General features: G+C 62.1%; 15 protein-coding genes and 1 tRNA gene. 8 read left to right on the plus strand and 8 right to left on the minus strand.

Annotated elements, in window-relative coordinates; translation table 11 throughout:
• The first annotated feature begins 100 nt into the window (after positions 1-100).
• Entirely contained in the window at positions 101-1,639 is a 1,539-nt protein-coding gene (locus K6N12_RS14820) for an outer membrane beta-barrel protein (protein WP_097628754.1), read from the plus strand.
• 115 nt (positions 1,640-1,754) lie between these two features.
• On the opposite strand, the gene galU is transcribed toward K6N12_RS14820, so the two are convergent.
• Positions 1,755-2,642, minus strand: a complete 888-nt coding sequence (galU, locus tag K6N12_RS14825; protein ID WP_097628753.1) for a UTP--glucose-1-phosphate uridylyltransferase GalU — start codon at positions 2,640-2,642, stop codon at positions 1,755-1,757.
• 204 nt (positions 2,643-2,846) lie between these two features.
• Here galU and K6N12_RS14830 point away from each other — a divergent pair, with 204 nt between their 5' ends.
• Both K6N12_RS14830 and K6N12_RS14835 read left to right on the plus strand, forming a co-directional pair.
• Positions 2,847-4,070, plus strand: a complete 1,224-nt coding sequence (locus K6N12_RS14830; protein WP_097628752.1) for a lytic murein transglycosylase — start codon at positions 2,847-2,849, stop codon at positions 4,068-4,070.
• Positions 4,071-4,132: 62 nt separating this feature from the next.
• Positions 4,133-5,368, plus strand: a complete 1,236-nt coding sequence (locus K6N12_RS14835; protein WP_179867171.1) for a DUF459 domain-containing protein — start codon at positions 4,133-4,135, stop codon at positions 5,366-5,368.
• 189 nt (positions 5,369-5,557) lie between these two features.
• Here K6N12_RS14835 and K6N12_RS14840 read toward each other — a convergent pair whose 3' ends face one another.
• Together K6N12_RS14840 and gltB are read right to left on the minus strand one after the other, a co-directional pair.
• A complete protein-coding gene (locus K6N12_RS14840) occupies positions 5,558-7,012 on the minus strand; it encodes a glutamate synthase subunit beta (protein ID WP_097628750.1) in 1,455 nt (484 codons plus the stop codon).
• A gap of 226 nt (positions 7,013-7,238) precedes the next feature.
• Entirely contained in the window at positions 7,239-11,963 is a 4,725-nt protein-coding gene (gene gltB, locus K6N12_RS14845) for a glutamate synthase large subunit (RefSeq protein WP_179867170.1), read from the minus strand.
• Between the two features lie 537 nt (positions 11,964-12,500).
• On the opposite strand from gltB, the gene K6N12_RS14850 reads away from it, so the two are divergent.
• On the plus strand, positions 12,501-13,553 hold the full coding sequence (locus tag K6N12_RS14850; RefSeq protein ID WP_003585809.1) for a threonine aldolase family protein: 1,053 nt from the start codon (positions 12,501-12,503) through the stop codon (positions 13,551-13,553).
• A 46-nt stretch (positions 13,554-13,599) separates the two neighbouring features.
• Here the strand turns inward: K6N12_RS14850 and K6N12_RS14855 are convergent, their stop codons facing one another.
• A complete protein-coding gene (locus K6N12_RS14855; RefSeq protein WP_097628749.1) occupies positions 13,600-14,454 on the minus strand; it encodes a LysR substrate-binding domain-containing protein in 855 nt (284 codons plus the stop codon).
• Positions 14,455-14,543: 89 nt separating this feature from the next.
• Here K6N12_RS14855 and K6N12_RS14860 point away from each other — a divergent pair, with 89 nt between their 5' ends.
• The gene (locus K6N12_RS14860; protein WP_131711051.1) at positions 14,544-15,548 is read left to right on the plus strand and encodes a bile acid:sodium symporter family protein; all 1,005 of its coding nucleotides are present in this window, start codon (positions 14,544-14,546) and stop codon (positions 15,546-15,548) included.
• Between the two features lie 64 nt (positions 15,549-15,612).
• Here the strand turns inward: K6N12_RS14860 and K6N12_RS14865 are convergent, their stop codons facing one another.
• The gene (locus K6N12_RS14865; protein ID WP_037073833.1) at positions 15,613-16,083 is read right to left on the minus strand and encodes an Hsp20 family protein; all 471 of its coding nucleotides are present in this window, start codon (positions 16,081-16,083) and stop codon (positions 15,613-15,615) included.
• Positions 16,084-16,507: 424 nt separating this feature from the next.
• On the opposite strand from K6N12_RS14865, the gene K6N12_RS14870 reads away from it, so the two are divergent.
• Positions 16,508-17,482, plus strand: coding sequence for an alpha/beta fold hydrolase (locus tag K6N12_RS14870; RefSeq protein WP_097628798.1), 975 nt, complete (start codon positions 16,508-16,510; stop codon positions 17,480-17,482).
• 25 nt (positions 17,483-17,507) lie between these two features.
• Here K6N12_RS14870 and hisN read toward each other — a convergent pair whose 3' ends face one another.
• A complete protein-coding gene (gene hisN, locus K6N12_RS14875) occupies positions 17,508-18,281 on the minus strand; it encodes a histidinol-phosphatase (protein ID WP_097628747.1) in 774 nt (257 codons plus the stop codon).
• Between the two features lie 268 nt (positions 18,282-18,549).
• A complete protein-coding gene (locus tag K6N12_RS14880) occupies positions 18,550-19,431 on the minus strand; it encodes an N-formylglutamate amidohydrolase (protein WP_003585818.1) in 882 nt (293 codons plus the stop codon).
• 186 nt (positions 19,432-19,617) lie between these two features.
• On the opposite strand from K6N12_RS14880, the gene cpdR1 reads away from it, so the two are divergent.
• Both cpdR1 and K6N12_RS14890 read left to right on the plus strand, forming a co-directional pair.
• Entirely contained in the window at positions 19,618-19,980 is a 363-nt protein-coding gene (gene cpdR1, locus K6N12_RS14885; protein WP_003542883.1) for a response regulator CpdR1, read from the plus strand.
• A gap of 84 nt (positions 19,981-20,064) precedes the next feature.
• Positions 20,065-20,139: transfer RNA gene (locus K6N12_RS14890), tRNA-Val, on the plus strand.
• Here the strand turns inward: K6N12_RS14890 and K6N12_RS14895 are convergent.
• Complete coding sequence (locus K6N12_RS14895; RefSeq protein WP_131711052.1) at positions 20,128-20,514, minus strand: hypothetical protein; 387 nt, start codon at positions 20,512-20,514, stop codon at positions 20,128-20,130. The two genes, K6N12_RS14890 and K6N12_RS14895, sit on opposite strands and share 12 nt — an antisense overlap.
• Positions 20,515-20,557: the final 43 nt, after the last annotated feature.

Here is a 20,557-nt window from a genome sequence, read left to right on the forward strand (position 1 = left end):
TCTTTCCGAAATGTGAACGGCGCCCGCCGTCGGCAACGAATGATTAACCACGAGGCTTTACCTTTGGGTAAGAACCGAAAGCATGTCAGGCGCGAATTGCATGGGCCAGCCAAAACAGACGAGCAGAGTGACGCCGCTCCGCGCCATAAGCCGTGCCGTCTCTTTTGCTGCGTTCAGTGGCCTGCTTCTCAGCCAGACGGCAGCCCTGGCGGAGTCCGCTTCGCAACAGCCGTCAACGACGGCAAATAGCCGCTCTACGGTCTCTCAGGACAGCACCACGAACGCCGCCGCCGCTTTCGATGACGGCACCGACGATAGCGCCACGACGGCGGCAAACGGCACGACCGCAAACCCGGATGATACCGGCCAGAGGCCGGCCATACCGGATGCGCAGGCCGGCGACGACGTGACCGGCTCCATCCTCGATGAGGATATCCGCCGGCTGAACACCCGCGAAGCACCGATCGACGAAACACTGCCGCGGCGGCGGGCTGCCGAAAGCGCCTCGACGGCCGAAACGCCGGGCATTCCGATCGGCACCTTCGTGCTCCGCCCGAGCGTCACCCAGAGCATCAACACCGAGACCACCAAGGACGGCAGCACCACGCAACGGCGCGCCTTCCTCGAAACCGATGCAGCCGCGACGCTCACCTCCGGCTGGGGCCGGCATCAGCTGAGCGTCACCTCGGAGGGCGCCTGGCAGCGGAATATCAGCGGCGAGGGTGAGGAGCAGCCGTCCTTCAAGGTCAACGGTGACCTCCGGCTGGATCTTCCCGACGATACGGTCGCGCATCTCACCGCCGGTTACAATTTTTATCGCGAGGATACGGACGACCCCGATGCGATCGCCGACGCCACGCAGCAGTCAGACGTGCAGGAATTTTCGGCTGGCGCTTCCGTCCAACGCGATTTCGGCGTCCTGCGCGGCACGACGGCGCTGGCACTGACCCGCTCGATCTATTCCGACGCCACGCTTGCCAATGGCACGACCGTTGAGCTCAGCGACCGCAATCAGACGACCGGCACGCTGCGCGGCCGCGTCGGTTACGAGCTGTCCCCCGCACTCATCCCCTTCATCGAGGCGACGATCGGCCGGACCCTCTATGACGAGACGCGCGATTCGGCCGGTTACGAGCGTTCGGGCCACAGCTACGGCGCCAAGGCAGGCGTCGAGGTCGACCTCGGCGAAAAGCTGAAAGGTGAAGTCGGCGTCGGCTACGAAATGGCTGATTTCGAAGACAGCCGCCTGTCGTCGATCGATACCGCGACACTCGATGCGAGCCTGCTCTGGTCCCCGATCCGCGGTACCGATGTCAATCTCGACCTGCAGACGAGCATCCAGCCCTCGACCACGGCGGGCGAAAGCGGCTACGTCTCGCACGCGCTGACGACGACGGTCACCCACCAGCTGCGCGACAATCTGGTTGGCACCATGATCGGCGGCGTGACGTGGCGCGACTATCCCACCGACAGCACCATCAACGACGAACTCGTCTATACCGCGGCGACCGGGCTGACCTGGAACATCAACCGCTATCTCGATTTGACCAGCACGCTCGGCTACGAGCTGACCGCGCGCAAGGAAGGCACCGATTCGCAGCAATGGCGCGCCGGCGTTGGTCTCAAGCTGAAACGCTAAGCCTGACGCCGAAAAGTGTCAGCGGTTTCGGCATCAGGGTACAACACTTGATAAAAAGCGCCGCGCATCCGATGGGAGGCGCGGCGCTCTAACATTGATATAATGTGCGGAAAACTTACCTCAGGCCGGCAAGCAATTCCTTGAAGCCGCCTTCGACGGTCGGGCGGATATCGGCGCGTTCAAGAGCGTAGGCGACGTTGGCCAGAATGAAGCCGTCCTTGGCGCCGCAGTCATAGGTCGTGCCGCGGAAGTGATAACCGGCGAAATCCTGTTCCTTCAGCAGCTTCAGCATGCCGTCGGTGAGCTGGATCTCATTGCCGGCGCCGCGCTCCTGGGTTTCGAGGATCCGAAAAATCTCCGGCTGCAGGATGTAGCGGCCGTTGATGAAGAAGTTGGAAGGCGCCGTTCCCTTGGCGGGCTTTTCCACCATGCCGGTGATTCGGAAGCCCTCGCCGATCGCTTCGCCGACACCGACGATGCCATATTTATGGGCCTGGTCGGGCGCACATTCTTCGACGGCGATGATATTGCCGCCGCTCTGGCCGTAAAGGTCGATCATGCCCTTCATGCAACCCTTGTCGCCCTTCATGATCATATCGGGCAGCAGCAGCGCGAACGGCTCGTCGCCGACGATCTCGCGGGCGCACCAGACCGCGTGGCCGAGGCCGAGCGGCTCCTGCTGGCGGGTGAAGCTCACCGTGCCGGCCTTCGGCAATTGCTGGGCTAGAAGAGTGATCTCGGCCTTCTTGGCACGCTCCTTGAGCGTCTGCTCCAGCTCGAAATGGATGTCGAAATAATCTTCGATGACGTGCTTGTTGCGCCCGGTGACGAAAACCAGATGTTCGATCCCGGCCTCGATCGCCTCATCGACGACATATTGAATGATTGGCTTGTCGACGACGGTCAACATTTCCTTCGGAACAGCCTTGGTTGCAGGCAGGAATCGCGTTCCCAACCCGGCAACCGGAAATACTGCTTTACGAACTTTGTTGTGTTGAGCCACACCCGGCCTCCTGCTTCGATCATATCGCTTTGGAAATGGAGCTTTTTAGCTTTAACTAGTATAGAATTGCTACTGTTTTGCAAATGGTGACCGCAGCGGATCGCCATGGTAAAGAATTTGTTGACTCCGTTCCTGTAGTCTCGGGTCTGGGCGGACATGATGCCCCGTTGCGCCAGAAACTGAAGATGACGGATACGACTGTCGATGACCCAGAATCACAAATACTCCCTTCGTGGTCTTGCTCTCGCCTTCATTGTCGCCGCCCAGGTGGGGCTGGTCCCCGACAACGCGAAAGCCGATTCCCGGTTCCAGAAATGGATCGCGGATTTTTACCAAACAGCCGCTCAGAGTGGCATCAGTAAGGCAACTTATCAAAAGGCCTTTTCCGGGGTGAGCGAGCCCGATCCGACCGTGCTCGAGAAGGCGGCCTACCAGCCGGAATTCACTTCGAAAATCTGGGACTACGTCGATTCCCGCGTCAATCCCTATACGGTCAAGATCGGCCGCGAGATGGCCGCCAAGCACGCCAGGACGCTGGCTGCGATCGAACAGCGATTCGGCGTCGACAAGACCATTCTGCTTGCCATCTGGTCGATGGAATCGAATTACGGCGCCATCCTTGATAAGGACGACCGGCTGCATTACGTGCCGCGCGCTCTGGCAACGCTCGGTTACGCCGATCCGAGCCGCGCCAAATTCGCCAAGAAGCAGCTGATCGCTGCGCTGAAAATCCTGCAGAACGGCGACGTGCCGGCACGCGAGATGACCGGCTCCTGGGCCGGCGCCATGGGCCACACCCAGTTCATTCCGACAAGCTACCTGCTGTATGCCGTCGATGCCGACGGCAATGGCCATCGCGACATCTGGAACTCGGTGCCCGATGCGCTGGCCACCTCGGCCAATCTGCTGATGAAGAACGGCTGGGACACCGGTAAGACCTGGGGCTACGAGGTTGTCGTTCCCGCTGCAGCCGCCAAGCAGATCGGCAAGACCCATACGCTCGCCCAATGGGCAGCCCTCGGCCTGACCCGCCCGAACGGCAAGGCCTTCCGTGAGAGCGGTACCAAGGCGGTGCTGAAAATGCCGGCTGGGCCCAGTGGCCCGGGCTTCCTGATGACCGCCAACTTCTTCACCATCAAGAACTACAATGCGTCGGACAGCTATGCACTTGCCGTCGGCCTGCTTGCCGATCAGATCGCCGGCTACGGCGGCATGCAACAGCGCTGGCCGCGCCCGGACGGCGCCCTCGACATCACAGAGAAATTCGAGCTGCAGACCCGTCTGAAGACGCTCGGTTATTACAATGGCGAGGTCGACGGCAATTTCGGCTCGGGTTCGAAAGCGGCGATATCGGCGGTGCAGTCTCGCATCGGCATGCAGCCGGACGGCGAGCCCTCATTGCCGCTTCTGAACGCCCTTCGTCGCTAGAAGCGGCGGAATCGTGACCTAGATAAGAGCGGGTGTGGACGCTGGCCTGTCCTGCGTGCAAGATGCCGGCAGATGCGGAACTGCCCATGACGAAGAAAACTGACCGGACCCCAATCCGTTGGATCGCGCTCGCCCTGGCGGCGGTTTCGCTATGCCTTGGCGCGCTTGCGCCAGTGCATATGGCGGAAGCCCAGGAGCAGCGCTACCAGCGCCGCTCGATCCTCGATTTCTTCCTCGGCCGGCGCTACCTCGACGACGGGCCGCAGGCGCCTGATGTCCCGCAGCCGAGGCGCCAGCAACGCAAGCGCCCGCCGCCGCAGAAAGCCATCGTCAACACCCGCACCGCGCCGCCGATCCGCGCGCCCGTGCAGGAGGAGCCGGTCGTGCAAAAGCTCAGCGACGCCAAGAAGATCCTGATCGTCGGCGATTTCCTGGCCAGCGGCCTCGGCGACGGCCTGACTGCGGCCTTCGAGACTTCGCCGGGGGTCGTCGTCGAAGCCCGCGGCAACGTCTCATCCGGTCTTGTCCGCGACGATTATTACGACTGGCCGGAACAGCTGCCGGCGATGATCGACGAGCTGAAGCCAGCCATGGTCGTCGTCATGATCGGCGCCAACGACCGCCAACAGATGGTGACCGATACCGCCAAGGAGAAGTTCCGCACCGACGGCTGGTTTAGCGAATACCGCCGCCGCGTCCTTTCCTTCGGCAAAGAAGTTACCGACCGCAAGATCCCGCTGCTCTGGGTCGGTCTTCCCGCCTTCGAATCCGATCAGATGACGGCCGATGCCGTCCAGATGAACCAGCTTTACCGCAACCAGGTCGAAAGCATCGGTGGCGAATTCGTCGATATCTGGGATGGTTTCGTCGATGAAAACAGCAACTTCATCGTCACCGGCTCGGATGTGAACGGCCAGCAGGTGCGCCTGCGCACCTCCGATGGCATCAACCTGACGCAGGCCGGCCGGCGCAAGCTCGCCTTCTATGTCGAAAAGCCTGCCCGCCGCATTCTCGGCACCCAGGCAAGCCCGGATTTGGTCCGCCTGGACGAAAGCAATCTGCCGGGCCTCGGCCTTCCCACCAATCCGGTCGAACACACCGTGCCGATCAGCCTCTCGGATCCCAATCTCGACGGCGGCGCCGAGCTTCTCGGCGCGAGGCCCCCGCCAATTACTTTGACCAGGTCGCCCCGCGACCTCCTGGTCGAGCAGGGCGAAATGACGCCCGCGCCGCCCGGCCGCGTCGACGATTACCGCCTGCCTGCGGCAAAGACGCCGGCTGAAGTCTCGGTGAAATGAAAAGTCGGCGCGGCAGCCTTCCGCACCGTTCCGTTTGCGTCACCGCCACCTGCGGCCAGCTTCCCAGCATTGCTTAGAGGCTTGCGTCGGATACCGGCGCGTCAAGCGGTGGCACCCAGAGCCTTTTCCCAATAAAAAACTCCGCCGGAAGGGCGGAGTTTTCTCTCGGGATCTCTATGCGGCCTGCAGTCAGTTCGGCAGAACAGTTGAGCCCATCAAGGCCTCGTCGATGGCCCGCGCCGCCTGGCGGCCTTCGCGGATTGCCCAGACCACCAGCGACTGGCCGCGGCGCACGTCGCCCGCCGTCCAGAACTTGTCGACCGACGTCTTGTAGTCGCGGTCGTTGGCGACGACATTGGTCGAGCCGCGTTTGTCGGTGTTGAGCGTCAGCTTTCCTGCGAGTTCCTTCAGCACGCTTGTTGTGAACGGGCCGCGGAAACCGATGGCGATGAAGGCCAGATCGGCGCGGATGATGAATTCCGTGCCCGGAACCGGCCGCCGGCGCTCGTCGACCTCGCAACACTTGACCCCGGTCAGCACGCCGTCTTCGCCGACGAATTCGAGTGTTGCCACTTGGAACTCGCGCACGGCGCCTTCGGCTTGCGAGGAAGAGGTGCGCATCTTCGTCGCCCAGAAGGGCCAGACGGCGAGCTTGTCTTCCTTCTCAGGCGGCTGCGGCCGGATGTCGAGCTGGGTGACCTTGACGGCGCCCTGGCGAAACGCCGTGCCGACGCAGTCCGAAGCCGTGTCGCCACCGCCGACGACGACGATATGTTTGGCGCCTGCAAGGATCGGGTCCGACGGCCAGCCGACGCTGTCGATGTTCTCGCGCCCGACACGGCGGTTCTGCTGCACCAGATAGGGCATGGCATCATGCACACCGGCAAGATCCGTGCCCGGAATGCCCGCTTCGCGCGGTGTCTCGGAGCCGCCGCAATAAAGGACGGCGTCGTGATCGGCGAGCAGTTGCTCGACCATGACGTCGACGCCGACATTGGCGCCGCAATGGAAGGTGACCCCCTCGCCCTTCATCTGCTCGACGCGGCGGTCGATGAAGTTCTTCTCCATCTTGAAGTCGGGAATGCCATAGCGCAGCAGGCCGCCCGGCTTGGTCTCGCGCTCATAGACATGCACCTCGTGGCCGGCGCGGCCGAGTTGCTGGGCAGCCGCCATGCCGGCGGGGCCGGAGCCGATCACCGCAACCTTCTTGCCGGTATGAACCGTGGCCGGCTGCGGCCGGATGAAGCCGAGCTCATAGGCCTTGTCGGCGATCGCCTGTTCGACCGTCTTGATGGCAACAGGCGCATCTTCGAGGTTCAAAGTGCAGGCTTCCTCGCAGGGCGCCGGGCAGACGCGGCCGGTGAACTCCGGGAAGTTGTTGGTCGAATGCAGGTTCTGGATCGCCGCTTCCCAGTTGTTGTTGTAGACAAGGTCGTTCCAGTCGGGGATCTGGTTGTGCACAGGGCAGCCCGTCGGGCCGTGACAATAGGGGATGCCACAGTCCATGCAGCGCGCGGCCTGTTTCTGCACTTCCGGGTCCGACATCGGGATCGTGAACTCACGGAAATGGCGGATACGATCCGACGCCGGCTGGTACTTCGCCACTTGCCGGTCGATTTCCAGAAACCCTGTTACCTTACCCATATCTTCGTCCCTTACCCTCATGACCGCCTCATCCGCGGCCAATTGTCTGTCGTCAGTCCCGGCATTCCGGGCGGGTTGCTTCTCTTGACCGTCATTGGAACATATCCCCTGAAACTTCCGGGCGATCTCGACGGCCATCGGCCATCGGCGTGATCGTCACGGATCATCGAGACGTTTCCGATATTCGCCACCTGCAATCAGCACGTGGCGAATATCCCGGTGCAATTCACTCGGCAGCGATGCCCATCCGGCTGCGCTCCATTTCCTCGAGCGCACGACGGTATTCGACCGGCATGACCTTACGGAACTTCGGGCGGTAGTCGGCCCAGCTGTCGAGGATCTGCTTGGCGCGGGTGGAGCCCGTATAGTGCAGATGGTTGGAGATCAGCTGGTAAAGGCGCTCCTCGTCATGGCGGGTCATGTCGCCCGAGACGTCGACGCGTCCCTTGTGCATGAGATCGCCGCCGTGATGATGCAGCTTCTCCAGCATGTCGTCCTCCTCCGGCACCGGCTCGAGTTCGACCATCGCCATATTGCAGCGGCTGGCGAAATCGCCGGTTTCGTCGAGCACATAGGCGACACCGCCGGACATGCCGGCTGCGAAGTTGCGGCCGGTCGCGCCGAGCACAACGACGACGCCGCCGGTCATGTATTCGCAGCCATGGTCGCCGACACCTTCGACAATGGCGATCGCTCCCGAGTTGCGGACGGCGAACCGTTCGCCCGCCACGCCGCGGAAGTAGCATTCGCCCTCGGTCGCGCCGTAAAGCACGGTGTTGCCGACGATGATCGAGTTCTCGGCGACGATCCGCGAATTTTCCGGCGGCCGGATGATGATCTTGCCGCCCGAAAGCCCCTTGCCGACATAGTCGTTGCCATCGCCGATCAGGTTGAAGGTGATGCCGCGCGCCAGGAAGGCGCCGAAGCTCTGACCCGCCGTGCCGCGCAGCGTCACATTGATCGTGTCTTCCTTCAGCCCGCGATGGCGGTAACGCTTGGCGACCTCGCCGGACAGCATCGCACCTGCCGAACGGTCGACGTTCTTGATGCCGACCTCGAAGGCGACGGGCGTCTTGTCGGTCAGCGCCGGCTCAGCCTGCGCAATCAGCGCGCGGTCGAGAATATCGTCGATCGGGTGCTGCTGCCGGCTCGTCCAGAAAGTCTCTTCCTTGGCGGCATCGACCTTGTGGAAGATGCGGCTGAAGTCTAGCCCCTTGGCCTTCCAATGCGCCAGCATCTCGTCCTTCTCCAGCAGCTCCGAGGCACCGATGATCTCGTCGAGCCGGGTGACCCCGAGCGAGGCGAGAATTTCGCGCACTTCGTTGGCAACGAAGAAGAAGTAGTTGATGACATGCTCCGGCGTGCCCTTGAAGCGCTTGCGCAGCACCGGATCCTGGGTCGCCACGCCGACCGGACAGGTGTTGAGATGGCACTTGCGCATCATGATGCAGCCGGCGGCGATCAGCGGCGCGGTGGCGAAGCCGAATTCGTCGGCGCCGAGCAGCGCCCCGATGATGACATCGCGGCCGGTCTTCAGGCCGCCGTCCACCTGCAGTGCAATACGCGACCGCAGGCCGTTCAGCACCAGCGTCTGCTGGGTTTCGGCAAGGCCGATCTCCCAGGGGCTGCCGGCATGCTTGAGCGAGGTCAGCGGCGACGCACCCGTGCCGCCGTCGAAGCCGGCGACCGTAATATGGTCTGCGCGCGCCTTGGCGACGCCGGCGGCAACCGTGCCGACGCCGACTTCGGAGACCAGCTTGACCGAGACATCGGAGGTCGGGTTGACGTTCTTCAGATCGTAGATCAGCTGCGCCAGATCCTCGATCGAATAGATATCGTGGTGCGGCGGCGGCGAGATCAGGCCGACGCCCGGCGTCGAGTGACGGGTCTTGGCGACCGTCGCATCGACCTTGTGACCGGGCAGCTGGCCGCCTTCGCCGGGCTTGGCGCCCTGCGCCACCTTGATCTGCAGCACGTCGGCGTTGACCAGGTATTCGGTCGTGACGCCGAAGCGGCCCGACGCGATCTGCTTGATTGCCGATCGTTCCGGGTTGCTCGAACCATCGGAGAGCGGCATGTAGCGGTCGGATTCCTCGCCGCCCTCGCCGGTGTTCGACTTGCCGCCGATCCGGTTCATGGCAATCGCCAGCGTCGTATGCGCCTCGCGGGAGATCGAGCCGAAGGACATCGCCCCGGTCGAGAAGCGCTTGACGATATCGGCCGCCGGCTCGACCTCGTCGATCGACACCGGCTTGCGGCCGAGCGCCTCGGCGCTCTTGATGTTGAATAGCCCGCGGATCGTGTTCATCCGCAGCGCCGAATCGTTGACCATCTCGGAGAATTCGCGGTAGCGGTCCTCGGCATTGCCGCGCACGGCATGCTGCAGGGCGGCAACCGCATCCGGCGTCCAGGCATGGCTTTCGCCGCGCATGCGGTAGGCGTATTCGCCGCCGATATCGAGCGTCGTCGCCAGCAGCGGATCGGTGCCGAAGGCTGCGTTATGGCGCGCGACGGTCTCTTCGGCGATCGCCTCAAGGCCGATGCCTTCGATCATCGTCGCGGTGCCGAAGAAATACTTGTCGACAAGTTCCGACGACAGGCCGATCGCATCGAAGATTTGCGCGCCGCAATAGGACTGATAGGTCGAAATGCCCATCTTCGACATGACCTTGAGGATGCCTTTGCCGACCGCCTTGATGTAGCGGTAGACGACCTCGGAAGCATCCACTTCCTTCGGGAACTCACCCTTGGCATGCATATCGAGCAGCGTGTCGAAGGCAAGATAGGGGTTGATCGCTTCGGCGCCGTAGCCGGCGAGCAGGCAGAAATGATGCACTTCACGCGGTTCGCCGGTCTCGACGACGAGACCGACCGAGGTGCGAAGCCCCTTTCGGATCAGGTGATGGTGCACGGCCGCCGTTGCCAGCAGCGCCGGAATGGCAATCCGATCTGGCCCGATCTGGCGGTCGGAGAGCACGATGATGTTGTAGCCGCCCTTGACGGCCGCTTCCGCGCGCTCGCAGAGCCGGTCGAGCATCTCAGGCATGCCCGCCGCGCCGCGCTCGATGTCATAGGTGAAATCGAGCGTCTTGGTGTCGAAACGGTCCTCGGTATGGCCGATCGAGCGAATCTTTTCGAGGTCGCCATTGGTCAGAATCGGCTGACGCACTTCGAGCCGCTTGGCGTTCGCCATGCCTTCGTGGTCGAGAATATTCGGCCGCGGGCCGATGAAGGAGACGAGGCTCATGACCAGTTCCTCGCGGATCGGGTCGATCGGCGGGTTCGTCACCTGCGCGAAGTTCTGCTTGAAATAGGTGTAGAGCAGCTTCGGCTTTTCCGACATCGCCGAGATCGGCGTGTCCGTGCCCATCGAGCCGATCGCCTCCTGGCCCGTCGTCGCCATTGGCGACATCAGGATGCGGGTATCTTCGAGCGTGTAGCCGAAGGCCTGCTGACGGTCGAGCAGCGACACGTCGCGGCGCAGCGCCCGCGGCTCCACCGGCTTCAGTTCTTCGAGGATCAGCTGGGTGCGGCCGAGCCAGCTGCGATAGGGATGCGCCGTCGCAAGCTTCGACTTCACCTCGTCGTCGGAGATGATGCGGCCTTCTTCCATATCGATCAGCAGCATCTTGCCGGGCTGCAGACGCCACTTCTGGATGATCTTCTCCTCCGGAACCGGCAAGACCCCGGCTTCCGACGCCATGATGACACGGTCGTCATCGGTGACGAGGTAGCGCGCCGGCCGCAGGCCGTTGCGGTCGAGCGTCGCGCCGATCTGCTTGCCGTCGGTGAAGGCAACGGCAGCCGGTCCGTCCCAGGGCTCCATCAGCGCGGCGTGATATTCGTAGAAGGCCTTGCGTTCTGGAGCCATCGACTGATTGCCGGCCCAGGCCTCCGGGATCAGCATCATCACGGCATGCGCCATCGAATAACCGCCGCGCACGAGGAATTCGAGCGCATTGTCGAAACAGGCCGTGTCGGACTGTCCTTCATAGGAGATCGGCCAGAGCTTGGAGATATCCTCGCCGAATAGCGGCGAGGAGACCGAGGCCTGGCGCGCCGCCATCCAGTTGACGTTGCCGCGCAGCGTGTTGATTTCGCCGTTGTGGGCGACCATGCGGTAGGGATGCGCGAGCTTCCACGACGGGAAGGTGTTGGTCGAGAAACGCTGGTGCACCAGGGCGACCGCGCTTTCGAAACGCGGGTCCGTCAGATCCTTGTAATAGGCGCCGACCTGATAGGCCAGGAACATGCCCTTGTAGACCACCGTCCCCGACGACAGCGACACCGGATAGAAATTGCTCTCTTCGCCGTCGAACTCGTCATAGATGCGATTGGAGATCACCTTGCGCAGGGTGAACAGCCGACGCTCGAACTCGTCGTTGTTTTCGGCATCCTCGCCGGCGCCGATGAAGACCTGCACGTGATGCGGCTCGGTGGCGGCAATCGCCGGCGCCTTGGACAGCGAGGAATTGTCGACCGGCACGTCACGAAAGCCGATAAGGACCTGGCCTTCCTCGGTGACGACATCCTTGATCACCTTCTTGAAGTGCTCGATCTGCTTTTCATCGCGCGGCATGAAGATGTGGCCGACGCCATATTCGCCGGCCGGCGGCAGGGTGATGCCCTGCGCGGCCATTTCCTCGCGGAAGAACCGGTCGGGGATCTGCACCAGGATGCCGGCGCCGTCGCCCATCAGCGGATCGGCCCCGACGGCGCCGCGATGCGTCAGGTTCTCGAGGATGAACAAGCCGTCCTTGACGATCTGGTGCGACTTCTGGCCCTTCATATGGGCGACGAAGCCGACGCCGCAGGCATCATGTTCGTTGCGCGGGTCGTAAAGACCTTGTTTCTTCGGCAGGCCGGAGGCGGATTTGGACATATTGGCCGTGGCGCGCACATTGGCAGCAGCGAACCGGTCAAATTCCATGGATGGCGTCTTCGTCATCATCTTTCCTCCTGTCGAAGCCCGCGGAGCCGCGGGCGGCTTTTCGTCCTGTGCCGCAACCAAAATAGGTCCGGCGCATGACAGCGCTGTTGCATGGTGAAGATCGGCCGCAGACATCTGCTTATCAAGGAAAGCAAACCGTCGCGTTCCGCGCCTGCCATTCGCCCTCCGCGCAACGCCCTTGAGGCTTGACGCTCGGAAGAACTATAGCGTGAAAAGCCGTCCGTTCCAGGGCTTTCGGCGCCTCTTCGGCCGTTCGGGCCAAAATAGGACAGCAACACTGTCCTAATTCATCTGCTCTATGCCAGAAAGCATTCGGGTCCGCAAGAGCGCGTCCTCAAAAAACGTCATTTTGCGACGGAAGATTACCGGATCGGTCGCCACCGCGAAATAAAATTACGAAAAAGATGATCATTTTGTTTATTGATTGCGTAGTTCAATTTCTGTGATGTGTCATGGGCAACAGCCTTGATCCTGTGAAGCTTTGGCGTAATCTCCGCCTCGGCCCTGTCAAACCCTTCCTTTGCATCGGTTCCCCTCATGTTCTTTGCTTCCGATAACTGGGCCGGCGCCCATAGATCCATTGCCGAACGTCTGCTGGCGGAATCGGCCGGTTTTGCCGCCGCCTATGGCGCCGGCGATCTCGACAAGAAGGTCGAGGCTCGTTTCTCCGAAGTCTTCGAGCGCGAGGTTTCGGTATTCTTCGTCGCCACCGGCACCGCCGCCAACTCACTGTCGCTGGCAAGCGTCCAGCGCCCCGGCGGTATCACCTTCTGCCATTCGGAGGCGCATGTGATCGAGGATGAATGCGGCGCGCCGGAATTTTTCTCCGGCTCCGCCCGCCTCGCCGCCGTCGACGGCGAGGCCGGCAAGATCGATCCGGCCAAGCTTTCCGCAAAAATCGCACACTTTCCGGAGGACGCCCTCCGTCAAGGACGCGCCAGCGCCGTGACCATCACCCAGGCAACCGAGATCGGCACCGTCTATTCCCTTCCCGAGATCGGCGAGATCGCCGCCATAGCAAGGAAACGTAACCTGCCGCTCCACATGGACGGCGCCCGTTTTGCCAACGCGCTGATCGCCCTTGGCGCGACGCCGGCCGAAATGACCTGGAAGCGCGGCGTCGACATGCTGTCCTTCGGCGGCACCAAGAATGGCTGCTGGTGTGCGGAAGCGATCGTCTTCTTCGATCCGGATCGCGCCCGGGAAATGCCCTTCATCCGCAAGCGCGCCGCCCAGCTCTTTTCCAAGTCGCGTTTCATCGCCGCCCAGTTCGATGCCTATTTCGAAAACGGCCTCTGGCTTGATCTCGCCCGTCATTCGAACGGCATGGCCAGCCGCCTGCGCGCCGGTATCGGCGCCAGCAACGCCGCCCGCCTTGCCTGGCCGACCGCTTCCAACGAAGTCTTCGCCGTCGTCAGCAAACATGCGGCAAAAACCGCCGAGGAAAAGGGCGCAAAATTCTACGAGTGGCCGGTCCCGGCGGCAACGCCCGAACTGGTTTCCGAGAACGAAACCCTGATCCGCCTCGTCACCAGCTTCGCGACGACGGAAGCGGACGTGGATGGCTTTCTGAAGTGCCTGGCCGCCTGACCGCCTCCGAGCCTGCCTGCCGCAGGCCTTTCGGCGACGCAGTGGCTCACGCCGACCTCAGCCCTCTCACTTTCTGCAGAATATCGTCCGAAAGGGCGGCGACCAGCGCCTGATCCGCCCCCTTGCGCGGCACCAGCACGAATTCCACGCCCTCCAGCAGCGGAAGCTTTGCCGCAGCGATCTCTTTCAGCCCCGAAGGCGCCATGCTGCGCGGCTGCACCAGCACGCCCATCCCGGCCCGCGCCGCCGCCGTCAGCCCGCTGAGGCTCCCACAGGTGCAGACGATCCGCCACGCCACGCCGTTTCGCGCCAGCGCTTCCAGCGCGATCGCCCGTGTGACGCTCGGCGGCGGAAAGGCGATCAGCGGCAAAGGGCCGGAGGCCAGCACACGTTCAGGATCGCGCGCCAGCCAGACGAGCGGTTCGCGATAGACCAGTTTTCCACGGGCATCGCCGAGCCGGCGCTTGGCGAGCACCAGATCGATTTCGCCATTGTCCTGCATCTCGTAGAGGACGCCGGATAGCGCCACCGTCAGTTCCAGATCGACGGAGGGATGCGACCGAACGAAATCCTCCAGCACGGCCGGCAGCTGGCTGGTGACGAAATCCTCCGACACGCCGAGCCGCAGGCGGCCGCGCAGGCTGTTGCCCCGAAACAGCGACTGCACCTGCCCTTCGATCGAAAGCATGCTGCGCGCATGCGACAGCAGTGCCTCGCCATCGCCTGTTAAAATGACCTTATGCGTGTCACGTGCCAGGAGCTTGCGGCCGAGTGCCGCCTCCAGGCGCTGGATGTGCTGGCTGACCGTAGACTGGCCGAGACCGAGCCTTTCCGCAGCCAGCGTGAAGCTGCTCATCTGTTCGACGGCGACGAAACTGCGCAGTTGCGAAAGGTCCAGCATGATCCAGCTTCTTGATAACTGTTATTTCTTGCATCGTGGATCATAATGGACGACAAAACAATGACTATCTGTCACGCCGCGAGACCGCCATGCGCCGCTTTTTGCCTGATACGTTTACGACCCTGCTGGTCTGCACCGTCATTCTCGCCTCGCTATTTCCGGCGAGCGGCACATTCGCAGGTTATTTCGGCATCGCCACCGATCTTGCCATCGCCGCCCTGTTCTTTCTGCACGGCGCCCGCCTTTCGCGTGATGTCGTCATAGCAGGCCTGTTGCACTGGCGCCTGCATCTCGTCATCCTGCTGACCACCTTCGGCATCTTCCCCTTGCTTGGTCTCGGCCTCGGCTTCATCCCCGACACGATCCTGCCGCAGCCGCTCTACCTCGGCATTCTCTTCCTCTGCGTGCTGCCGTCGACGGTGCAGTCGTCGATCGCCTTCACCTCGATGGCTGGCGGCAATGTGCCTGCTGCCATCTGCTCCGCCTCGGCCTCCAACATTTTCGGCATGTTCCTGACGCCGCTGCTGGTCGGCCTGCTCTTTTCCGTCGGCGGCCATGGCGGCTTTTCCTTCGACGCATTGCAGCAGATCCTGTTGCAGCTGCTTGCCCCCTTCATCGTCGGTCAAATCCTGCAGCCCTGGATCGGCGACTGGATTCGCGCCAAGAAGAAGATTTTGATGCCCGTCGACCGCGGCTCGATCCTGATGGTGGTCTATCTCGCCTTCTCGACGGCGGTGGTGGAGGGCCTGTGGCACACCTTCTCGATCACCGACATCGCCGTCGTCATTATCGCCGATATGGTTCTCCTCGGAATCGTGCTGGTGCTGACAATGTTCAGCAGCCGCCGGCTCGGCTTCAACAAGGCCGACGAGATCACCATCACCTTCTGCGGCTCGAAGAAGAGCCTTGCAAGCGGTGTGCCGATGGCAAACGTCATCTTTTCAGGCCAGTCGATCGGCGCGATCGTGCTGCCACTGATGCTCTTCCATCAGATCCAACTGATGGTCTGCGCCCTCATCGCCCAGAAATACGCCGCCGCCGCGGCCCGCCGCGCAACGGAAAAGGAAATAGACGAAGCCGCCAGTCCGGCCTGAACCTATTGCCGCAATAAAAAACGGCGCCCCGATCGGAGCGCCGTTTTTTTCTTAACGGATGTGATTAGCCGTTGATGACTTGCGCTTCGATGGCCTTCGGAGCCTCGACCGGCTCTGCGGCAATCGCAATCTTGCGGGGCTTCATGGCCTCGGGAATGTTGCGCAGAAGGTCGATATGCAGCAGGCCGTTCTTCAGCGAAGCGGCAGTCACCTCGACATGGTCGGCAAGCTGGAAGCGGCGCTCGAAGGCGCGCTTGGCGATGCCGCGATAGAGGAATTCGCCATTTTCGGCAGGTTCCTCGGCCTTTTCACCCTTCACGGACAGCACATGGGCGTGGGCTTCGATCGAAAGTTCGGTCTCGTCGAAACCGGCAACCGCCATGGTGATCCGATAGGTGTTTTCACCGGTGCGCTCGATATTATAGGGCGGATAGGTCTGGGCCTGCTCCGGCTGGGCGAGGCTGTCGAGCATGGTGAAGAGCCGGTCGAAACCGACGGTCGAGCGATAGAGCGGAGAGAAGTCTACGTGACGCATGATGTCCTCCTGTGGAAGCGACGTGTTGCGATAAAATGCCCCTGAAACCCCATCTTTGGCGGTCTCGGGACGGTTGCGCGGGCCCTCTTCGGCACCCGCAAAAAGGAGATGGTGATGGGATTTGACGAGTTCAAGACCCTCCCGAAATTGCCCGGCCGGCCCGTGAACCCCGCATGAACGGCCGGTTCGGAGCGCATTCAGGCGCCGGCGCCTAGAGATCGCAGCGTCGGGTGAATCTGGTCCCGATGGCTGAAGTGCATCGTCCCTTCTTCTTCAGCCTCAAACTCGGCCGGCTGTGAGCACCCTCATGCTCCTGCCGGCCCTTTTCGCGCTTTGCAGACTTGCGGACGCCGCCGCTTTCCAAGCCGGGTGCCATGCGTTATCCCTGATGCGAAGCACTCAGCAGCGGCGCATTGGCAAAGTCATGGATCAGGTTCTCTATTCGACGCCCGACAATCCCGCCCCGGAAAACCGCACGGAAGGGTTCTTCGAAACCCATGACGGCCACCGGCTGCGTTATGCCGTTTTTCGCTCCGGCGCCCAGGTCGCCAAGGGCACGGTCGTCATCCTGCACGGCCGCAACGAATATATTGAGAAATATTTCGAGACGATCCGCGACCTGACGGCCAAAGGTCTCTGGGTCGCCACCTTCGATATGCGCGGCCAGGGCGGTTCTGGACGGCTCCTGAAGCGGCGCAACCACGGCCACATCCGCCGCTTCGGCGATTACGAACGTGATCTCGACACCTTCCTCGAAAAGGTGGTGCTGCCGGATACCCGCCTGCCCTTCTACCTGCTCGCTCATTCCACAGGCGGGTTGATCGCGCTCTCGGCCGCGCCCTATCTCAACACCCGTATCGATCGCATGGTGCTGTCGGCGCCCTTTATCGGCCTGACCGGCCAGTCGGCCTCGCCCCGCGTCATCCGCGCCCTGGCCGGCGCGTTGACGGCAATCGGTCTTGGTTCCTTGCCGCTGACCTCGAAGCTGAAGGAACCGGATTTCCGCGACAACCCGCTGACCTCGGACGAAACCCGCTTTGAGCGCAATGTCGCGATGATGAAGGCGCATCCCGAGCTGACGCTCGGGCCGCCGACGGCCCGCTGGCTGACCGAGGCTTTCCGCACGATGGACCGGGTCACCTCGCCCTACCATCTCTTCTCCATCACCATCCCGACCATCGTCATCGCTCCGACGCGTGACGGTGTCGTGCCCTACACAGCGCAGGAGCGGCTCTCGCGTTATTTCCGCGCCGGCCAGCTGATCCCGATCAACGGCGCCCGCCACGAGATTCTCCAGGAACGGGATACCTACCGCGCGGCCGCCCTTGCCGCCTTCCACGCCTTCATTCCCGGCAGTGACGCCGAGGAAAACCAGGATGTCGCCGCCCTCGGCACATGAATGGGTTTAGCCCTGCGGATCCGGATCAACGCTGCAGGATGGCGATCGCCTGCTCGTAGACGGCCCGGCTGCCGGCGGCGATGATCGAGCCGCCGTTCTCAGGCCGCCCGCCGTCCCAGGTGGTGATGATGCCGCCCGCCCCTTCGATGACCGGAATGATACCGCCGACGTCATAGGGCTTCAGACTGTTTTCGATGACGAGATCGATATGGCCGGCGGCAAGCAGCGCATAGGCATAGCAGTCGCATCCATAGCGGAAGAGCCGCACCTGGCCCTCGATCTCCCGGTATTTTTCCATCTCCGTGCCGGCGAAGAGATGCGGCGAGGTGGTGAACAGGATGGCGTTCGAAAGCGTCTCGCACTGGCGCGTCGTCAGCCGCCGTTCGCCCTCCGGCCCGCTATAGATCGAACCATTCTGATCGGCGAAATAACGCTCGCCGGTAAAGGGCTGTTCGATCATGCCCATGATCGCTCGGCCCTCTTTCTGCAGACCGATCAGCGTCCCCCACACCGGCAGGCCTGATATGAAGGCGCGCGTGCCGTCGATCGGATCGATCACCCAGACATAGTCGCGGTCGAGCCCGATATTACCGTGCTCCTCGCCGAGAATGCCATGGTCGGGAAAACTCTCTTCGATCAGGGCCCGGATGGCAAGTTCGGCCGCCCGGTCACCCTCCGTCACCGGATCGAATCCGGAGGAAAGCTTGTTGGTGACGTCGAGGCCCGAGCGGAAACGCGGCAGCGTCTCGGCCTTGGCGGCCTCCGCCAGACGGTTGAAGAACGAGCGGTCAGGAAGCATGGTCGATCCGTTTGCTGGCGGGCGTGGTGCTTTCATAGCGAAAAGCAGCGGGAATGCAAACGGGAGCCGTTCGGCCGAACTGCCCAAAGATATCGCAGCGCAATATATTGCTTGACATTTGTGCAACGCAATAGTAGCCTCCTTCGTACAGTCTTATGACTGTAAATACCCTCCTTGGGTGTTTCCTCCCTAGACTTAGCCGCGCTTACAAGCGCGGTTTTTTTTGGCGGCGAAGACCGGCCGGATAATGTCGGTGAAATCGACTGAGCTATTCGGCGGCCAGCGCCCGATCGCCGGCGAATTTCTCGACATAATCCGCCATCTGCTGCATGAAACCCGTGACCGCCTCGGCCACCGCGGCGAAGTCAGCGCGTTTTTCCAGCGTCACCTCGTCGACATAGATCGCCCGGTTCACTTCGATCTGCAGCGCATGCAGCCCGCGCGAGGGCCGGCCGTAATGTTCGGTGATGAAGCCGCCGGCATAGGGCTTGTTGCGGATTGCCGCGAAACCCATTTCCTCGAGGATGGCGATGGCGGCGCGCGAAAGTTCAGCCGATGCACTGGTGCCGTAGCGATCGCCGATGATGAAATCGGGCCGTGCGGTATAGCCGGCGACACGCACATTGCCGGGCATCGAGTGGCAGTCGATCAGCACGCCGAAGCCGAACTGCACATGCGTCCGCGCGATCAGCCGCCGTAGCGTCGCATGATAGGGCTTGTAGACCGCTTCGACCCGGTCGAGCCCCTCCTGCACCGGCAGCCGCCGCGCATAGATCTCCATGTTCTCGGCGACGATACGCGGAATGGTGCCGAGCCCGCCGGCGACCCGCAGCGAATTGACATTGGCATAGGGCGGCAGTAGCCCGTCGAACATCCGCGGGTCGAGCTCGTAGGGCTCGCGATTGACGTCGAGATAGGCGCGCGGAAAGTTGGCGGCGAGAAGCGGTGCGCCGAGTGCCACGGCCGAGCCGAAGAGCTCGTCGACATAATGATCCTCGGAACGGCGGATGGCGATGCCCTCGAGCCTGGACTGGGCGATAAATTCCGGTGGATAAATACGGCCGCTATGCGGGGAGTTGTAGACGAAGGGAATGGTCTGCGACACGGGCTCATGAACCTCAAAAAGCTCGTATTCGCGTATCTCCGGCACTTTCGGCCCTCTTTACCATGTCATGAACTGGCTGCTGTGCCCATGTTGCCAGTTGCCCGGCCCCAAGTCCATACTATGTAGGAGGGATGCGGCCGCGCACAGGCAATTCACCGGTTGTTTACCGGGTCAAGACTAGTGTAAACGCTTGGCAGCCCACCAAAACTTATTGATCAGCGGTCTGGATTGATGACTCAGAAGATACTTCTCGCAGAAGACGACAACGACATGCGCCGCTTCCTGGTGAAAGCGCTCGAAAAGGCCGGTTACAAGGTCCTTTCCTATGACAATGGCGCCAGCGCCTACGACCGGCTGCGCGAGGAGCCGTTTTCCCTGCTGCTGACCGATATCGTCATGCCCGAGATGGACGGCATCGAGCTGGCGCGCCGCGCCACCGAACTCGACCCCGACCTGAAGGTGATGTTCATCACCGGCTTTGCGGCCGTGGCGCTGAACCCTGATTCGAAGGCGCCGAAGGATGCCAAGGTCCTTTCTAAGCCTTTCCACCTGCGCGATCTCGTCGACGAGGTCAACAAAATGCTTGCCGCATAAGGCTTGCCGGGTGGCGTGTCACAAAACTGAAAAAAGCCTATTGACGGCTCCGAAGGTTTTGTGATCTATGCGCCGCCATCGGATGGGCGTGTAGCTCAGCGGGAGAGCACTACGTTGACATCGTAGGGGTCACAGGTTCAATCCCTGTCACGCCCACCATCCGATCTCCTTGCCCCACGAGGGGTTTTCGCCAAACCGCTGATTGGTGAATTGTTCCCGGTTATCTTCTTTACCACTGCCGATGCCGGATCTTCGTCGCTTCTGGCGCATGCGACATAGCGTCGATCGCTGGTCCGCTGCCAGTGAGACTTTGAGCCCGACATCCGCACGTCCGCACAAAGCGCGCTGGTCAGGTTGAGCCGATTCACGCAGATTGCGATTATCTGCGCTCGCATATGAGAACGCGCTCATTCGAGCATCAATTGCATACCACTCACGAGCCCTCAGCCCTTCGTTGTTTGTGACGGACAGATGACGAGTTTGTGACAAAACGCGTGTTATTTCAGCAACATAACCATGCCGGCCTGCTGTCATGATTGATATCGTTGTTGCGGCGCAGCATCCCCTATGTAAGTTC

Source organism: Rhizobium redzepovicii, assembly GCF_019793435.1.
Classification (GTDB): Bacteria; Pseudomonadota; Alphaproteobacteria; order Rhizobiales; family Rhizobiaceae; genus Rhizobium; species Rhizobium redzepovicii.

Excerpts from the sequence above, each read along its gene's own strand:
- K6N12_RS14895 (WP_131711052.1), bottom strand. The coding sequence starts at position 20,514 with ATGACAGCAGGCCGGCATGGTTATGTTGCTGAAATAACACGCGTTTTG.
- gltB (WP_179867170.1), bottom strand. The coding sequence starts at position 11,963 with ATGATGACGAAGACGCCATCCATGGAATTTGACCGGTTCGCTGCTGCC.
- K6N12_RS14855 (WP_097628749.1), bottom strand. The coding sequence starts at position 14,454 with ATGCTGGACCTTTCGCAACTGCGCAGTTTCGTCGCCGTCGAACAGATG.
- K6N12_RS14840 (WP_097628750.1), bottom strand. The coding sequence starts at position 7,012 with ATGGGTAAGGTAACAGGGTTTCTGGAAATCGACCGGCAAGTGGCGAAG.
- K6N12_RS14850 (WP_003585809.1), top strand. The coding sequence starts at position 12,501 with ATGTTCTTTGCTTCCGATAACTGGGCCGGCGCCCATAGATCCATTGCC.
- K6N12_RS14820 (WP_097628754.1), top strand. The coding sequence starts at position 101 with ATGGGCCAGCCAAAACAGACGAGCAGAGTGACGCCGCTCCGCGCCATA.
- K6N12_RS14835 (WP_179867171.1), top strand. The coding sequence starts at position 4,133 with ATGCCGGCAGATGCGGAACTGCCCATGACGAAGAAAACTGACCGGACC.
- hisN (WP_097628747.1), bottom strand. The coding sequence starts at position 18,281 with ATGCTTCCTGACCGCTCGTTCTTCAACCGTCTGGCGGAGGCCGCCAAG.
- K6N12_RS14860 (WP_131711051.1), top strand. The coding sequence starts at position 14,544 with ATGCGCCGCTTTTTGCCTGATACGTTTACGACCCTGCTGGTCTGCACC.
- K6N12_RS14865 (WP_037073833.1), bottom strand. The coding sequence starts at position 16,083 with ATGCGTCACGTAGACTTCTCTCCGCTCTATCGCTCGACCGTCGGTTTC.
- K6N12_RS14830 (WP_097628752.1), top strand. The coding sequence starts at position 2,847 with ATGACCCAGAATCACAAATACTCCCTTCGTGGTCTTGCTCTCGCCTTC.
- cpdR1 (WP_003542883.1), top strand. The coding sequence starts at position 19,618 with ATGACTCAGAAGATACTTCTCGCAGAAGACGACAACGACATGCGCCGC.
- K6N12_RS14870 (WP_097628798.1), top strand. The coding sequence starts at position 16,508 with ATGGATCAGGTTCTCTATTCGACGCCCGACAATCCCGCCCCGGAAAAC.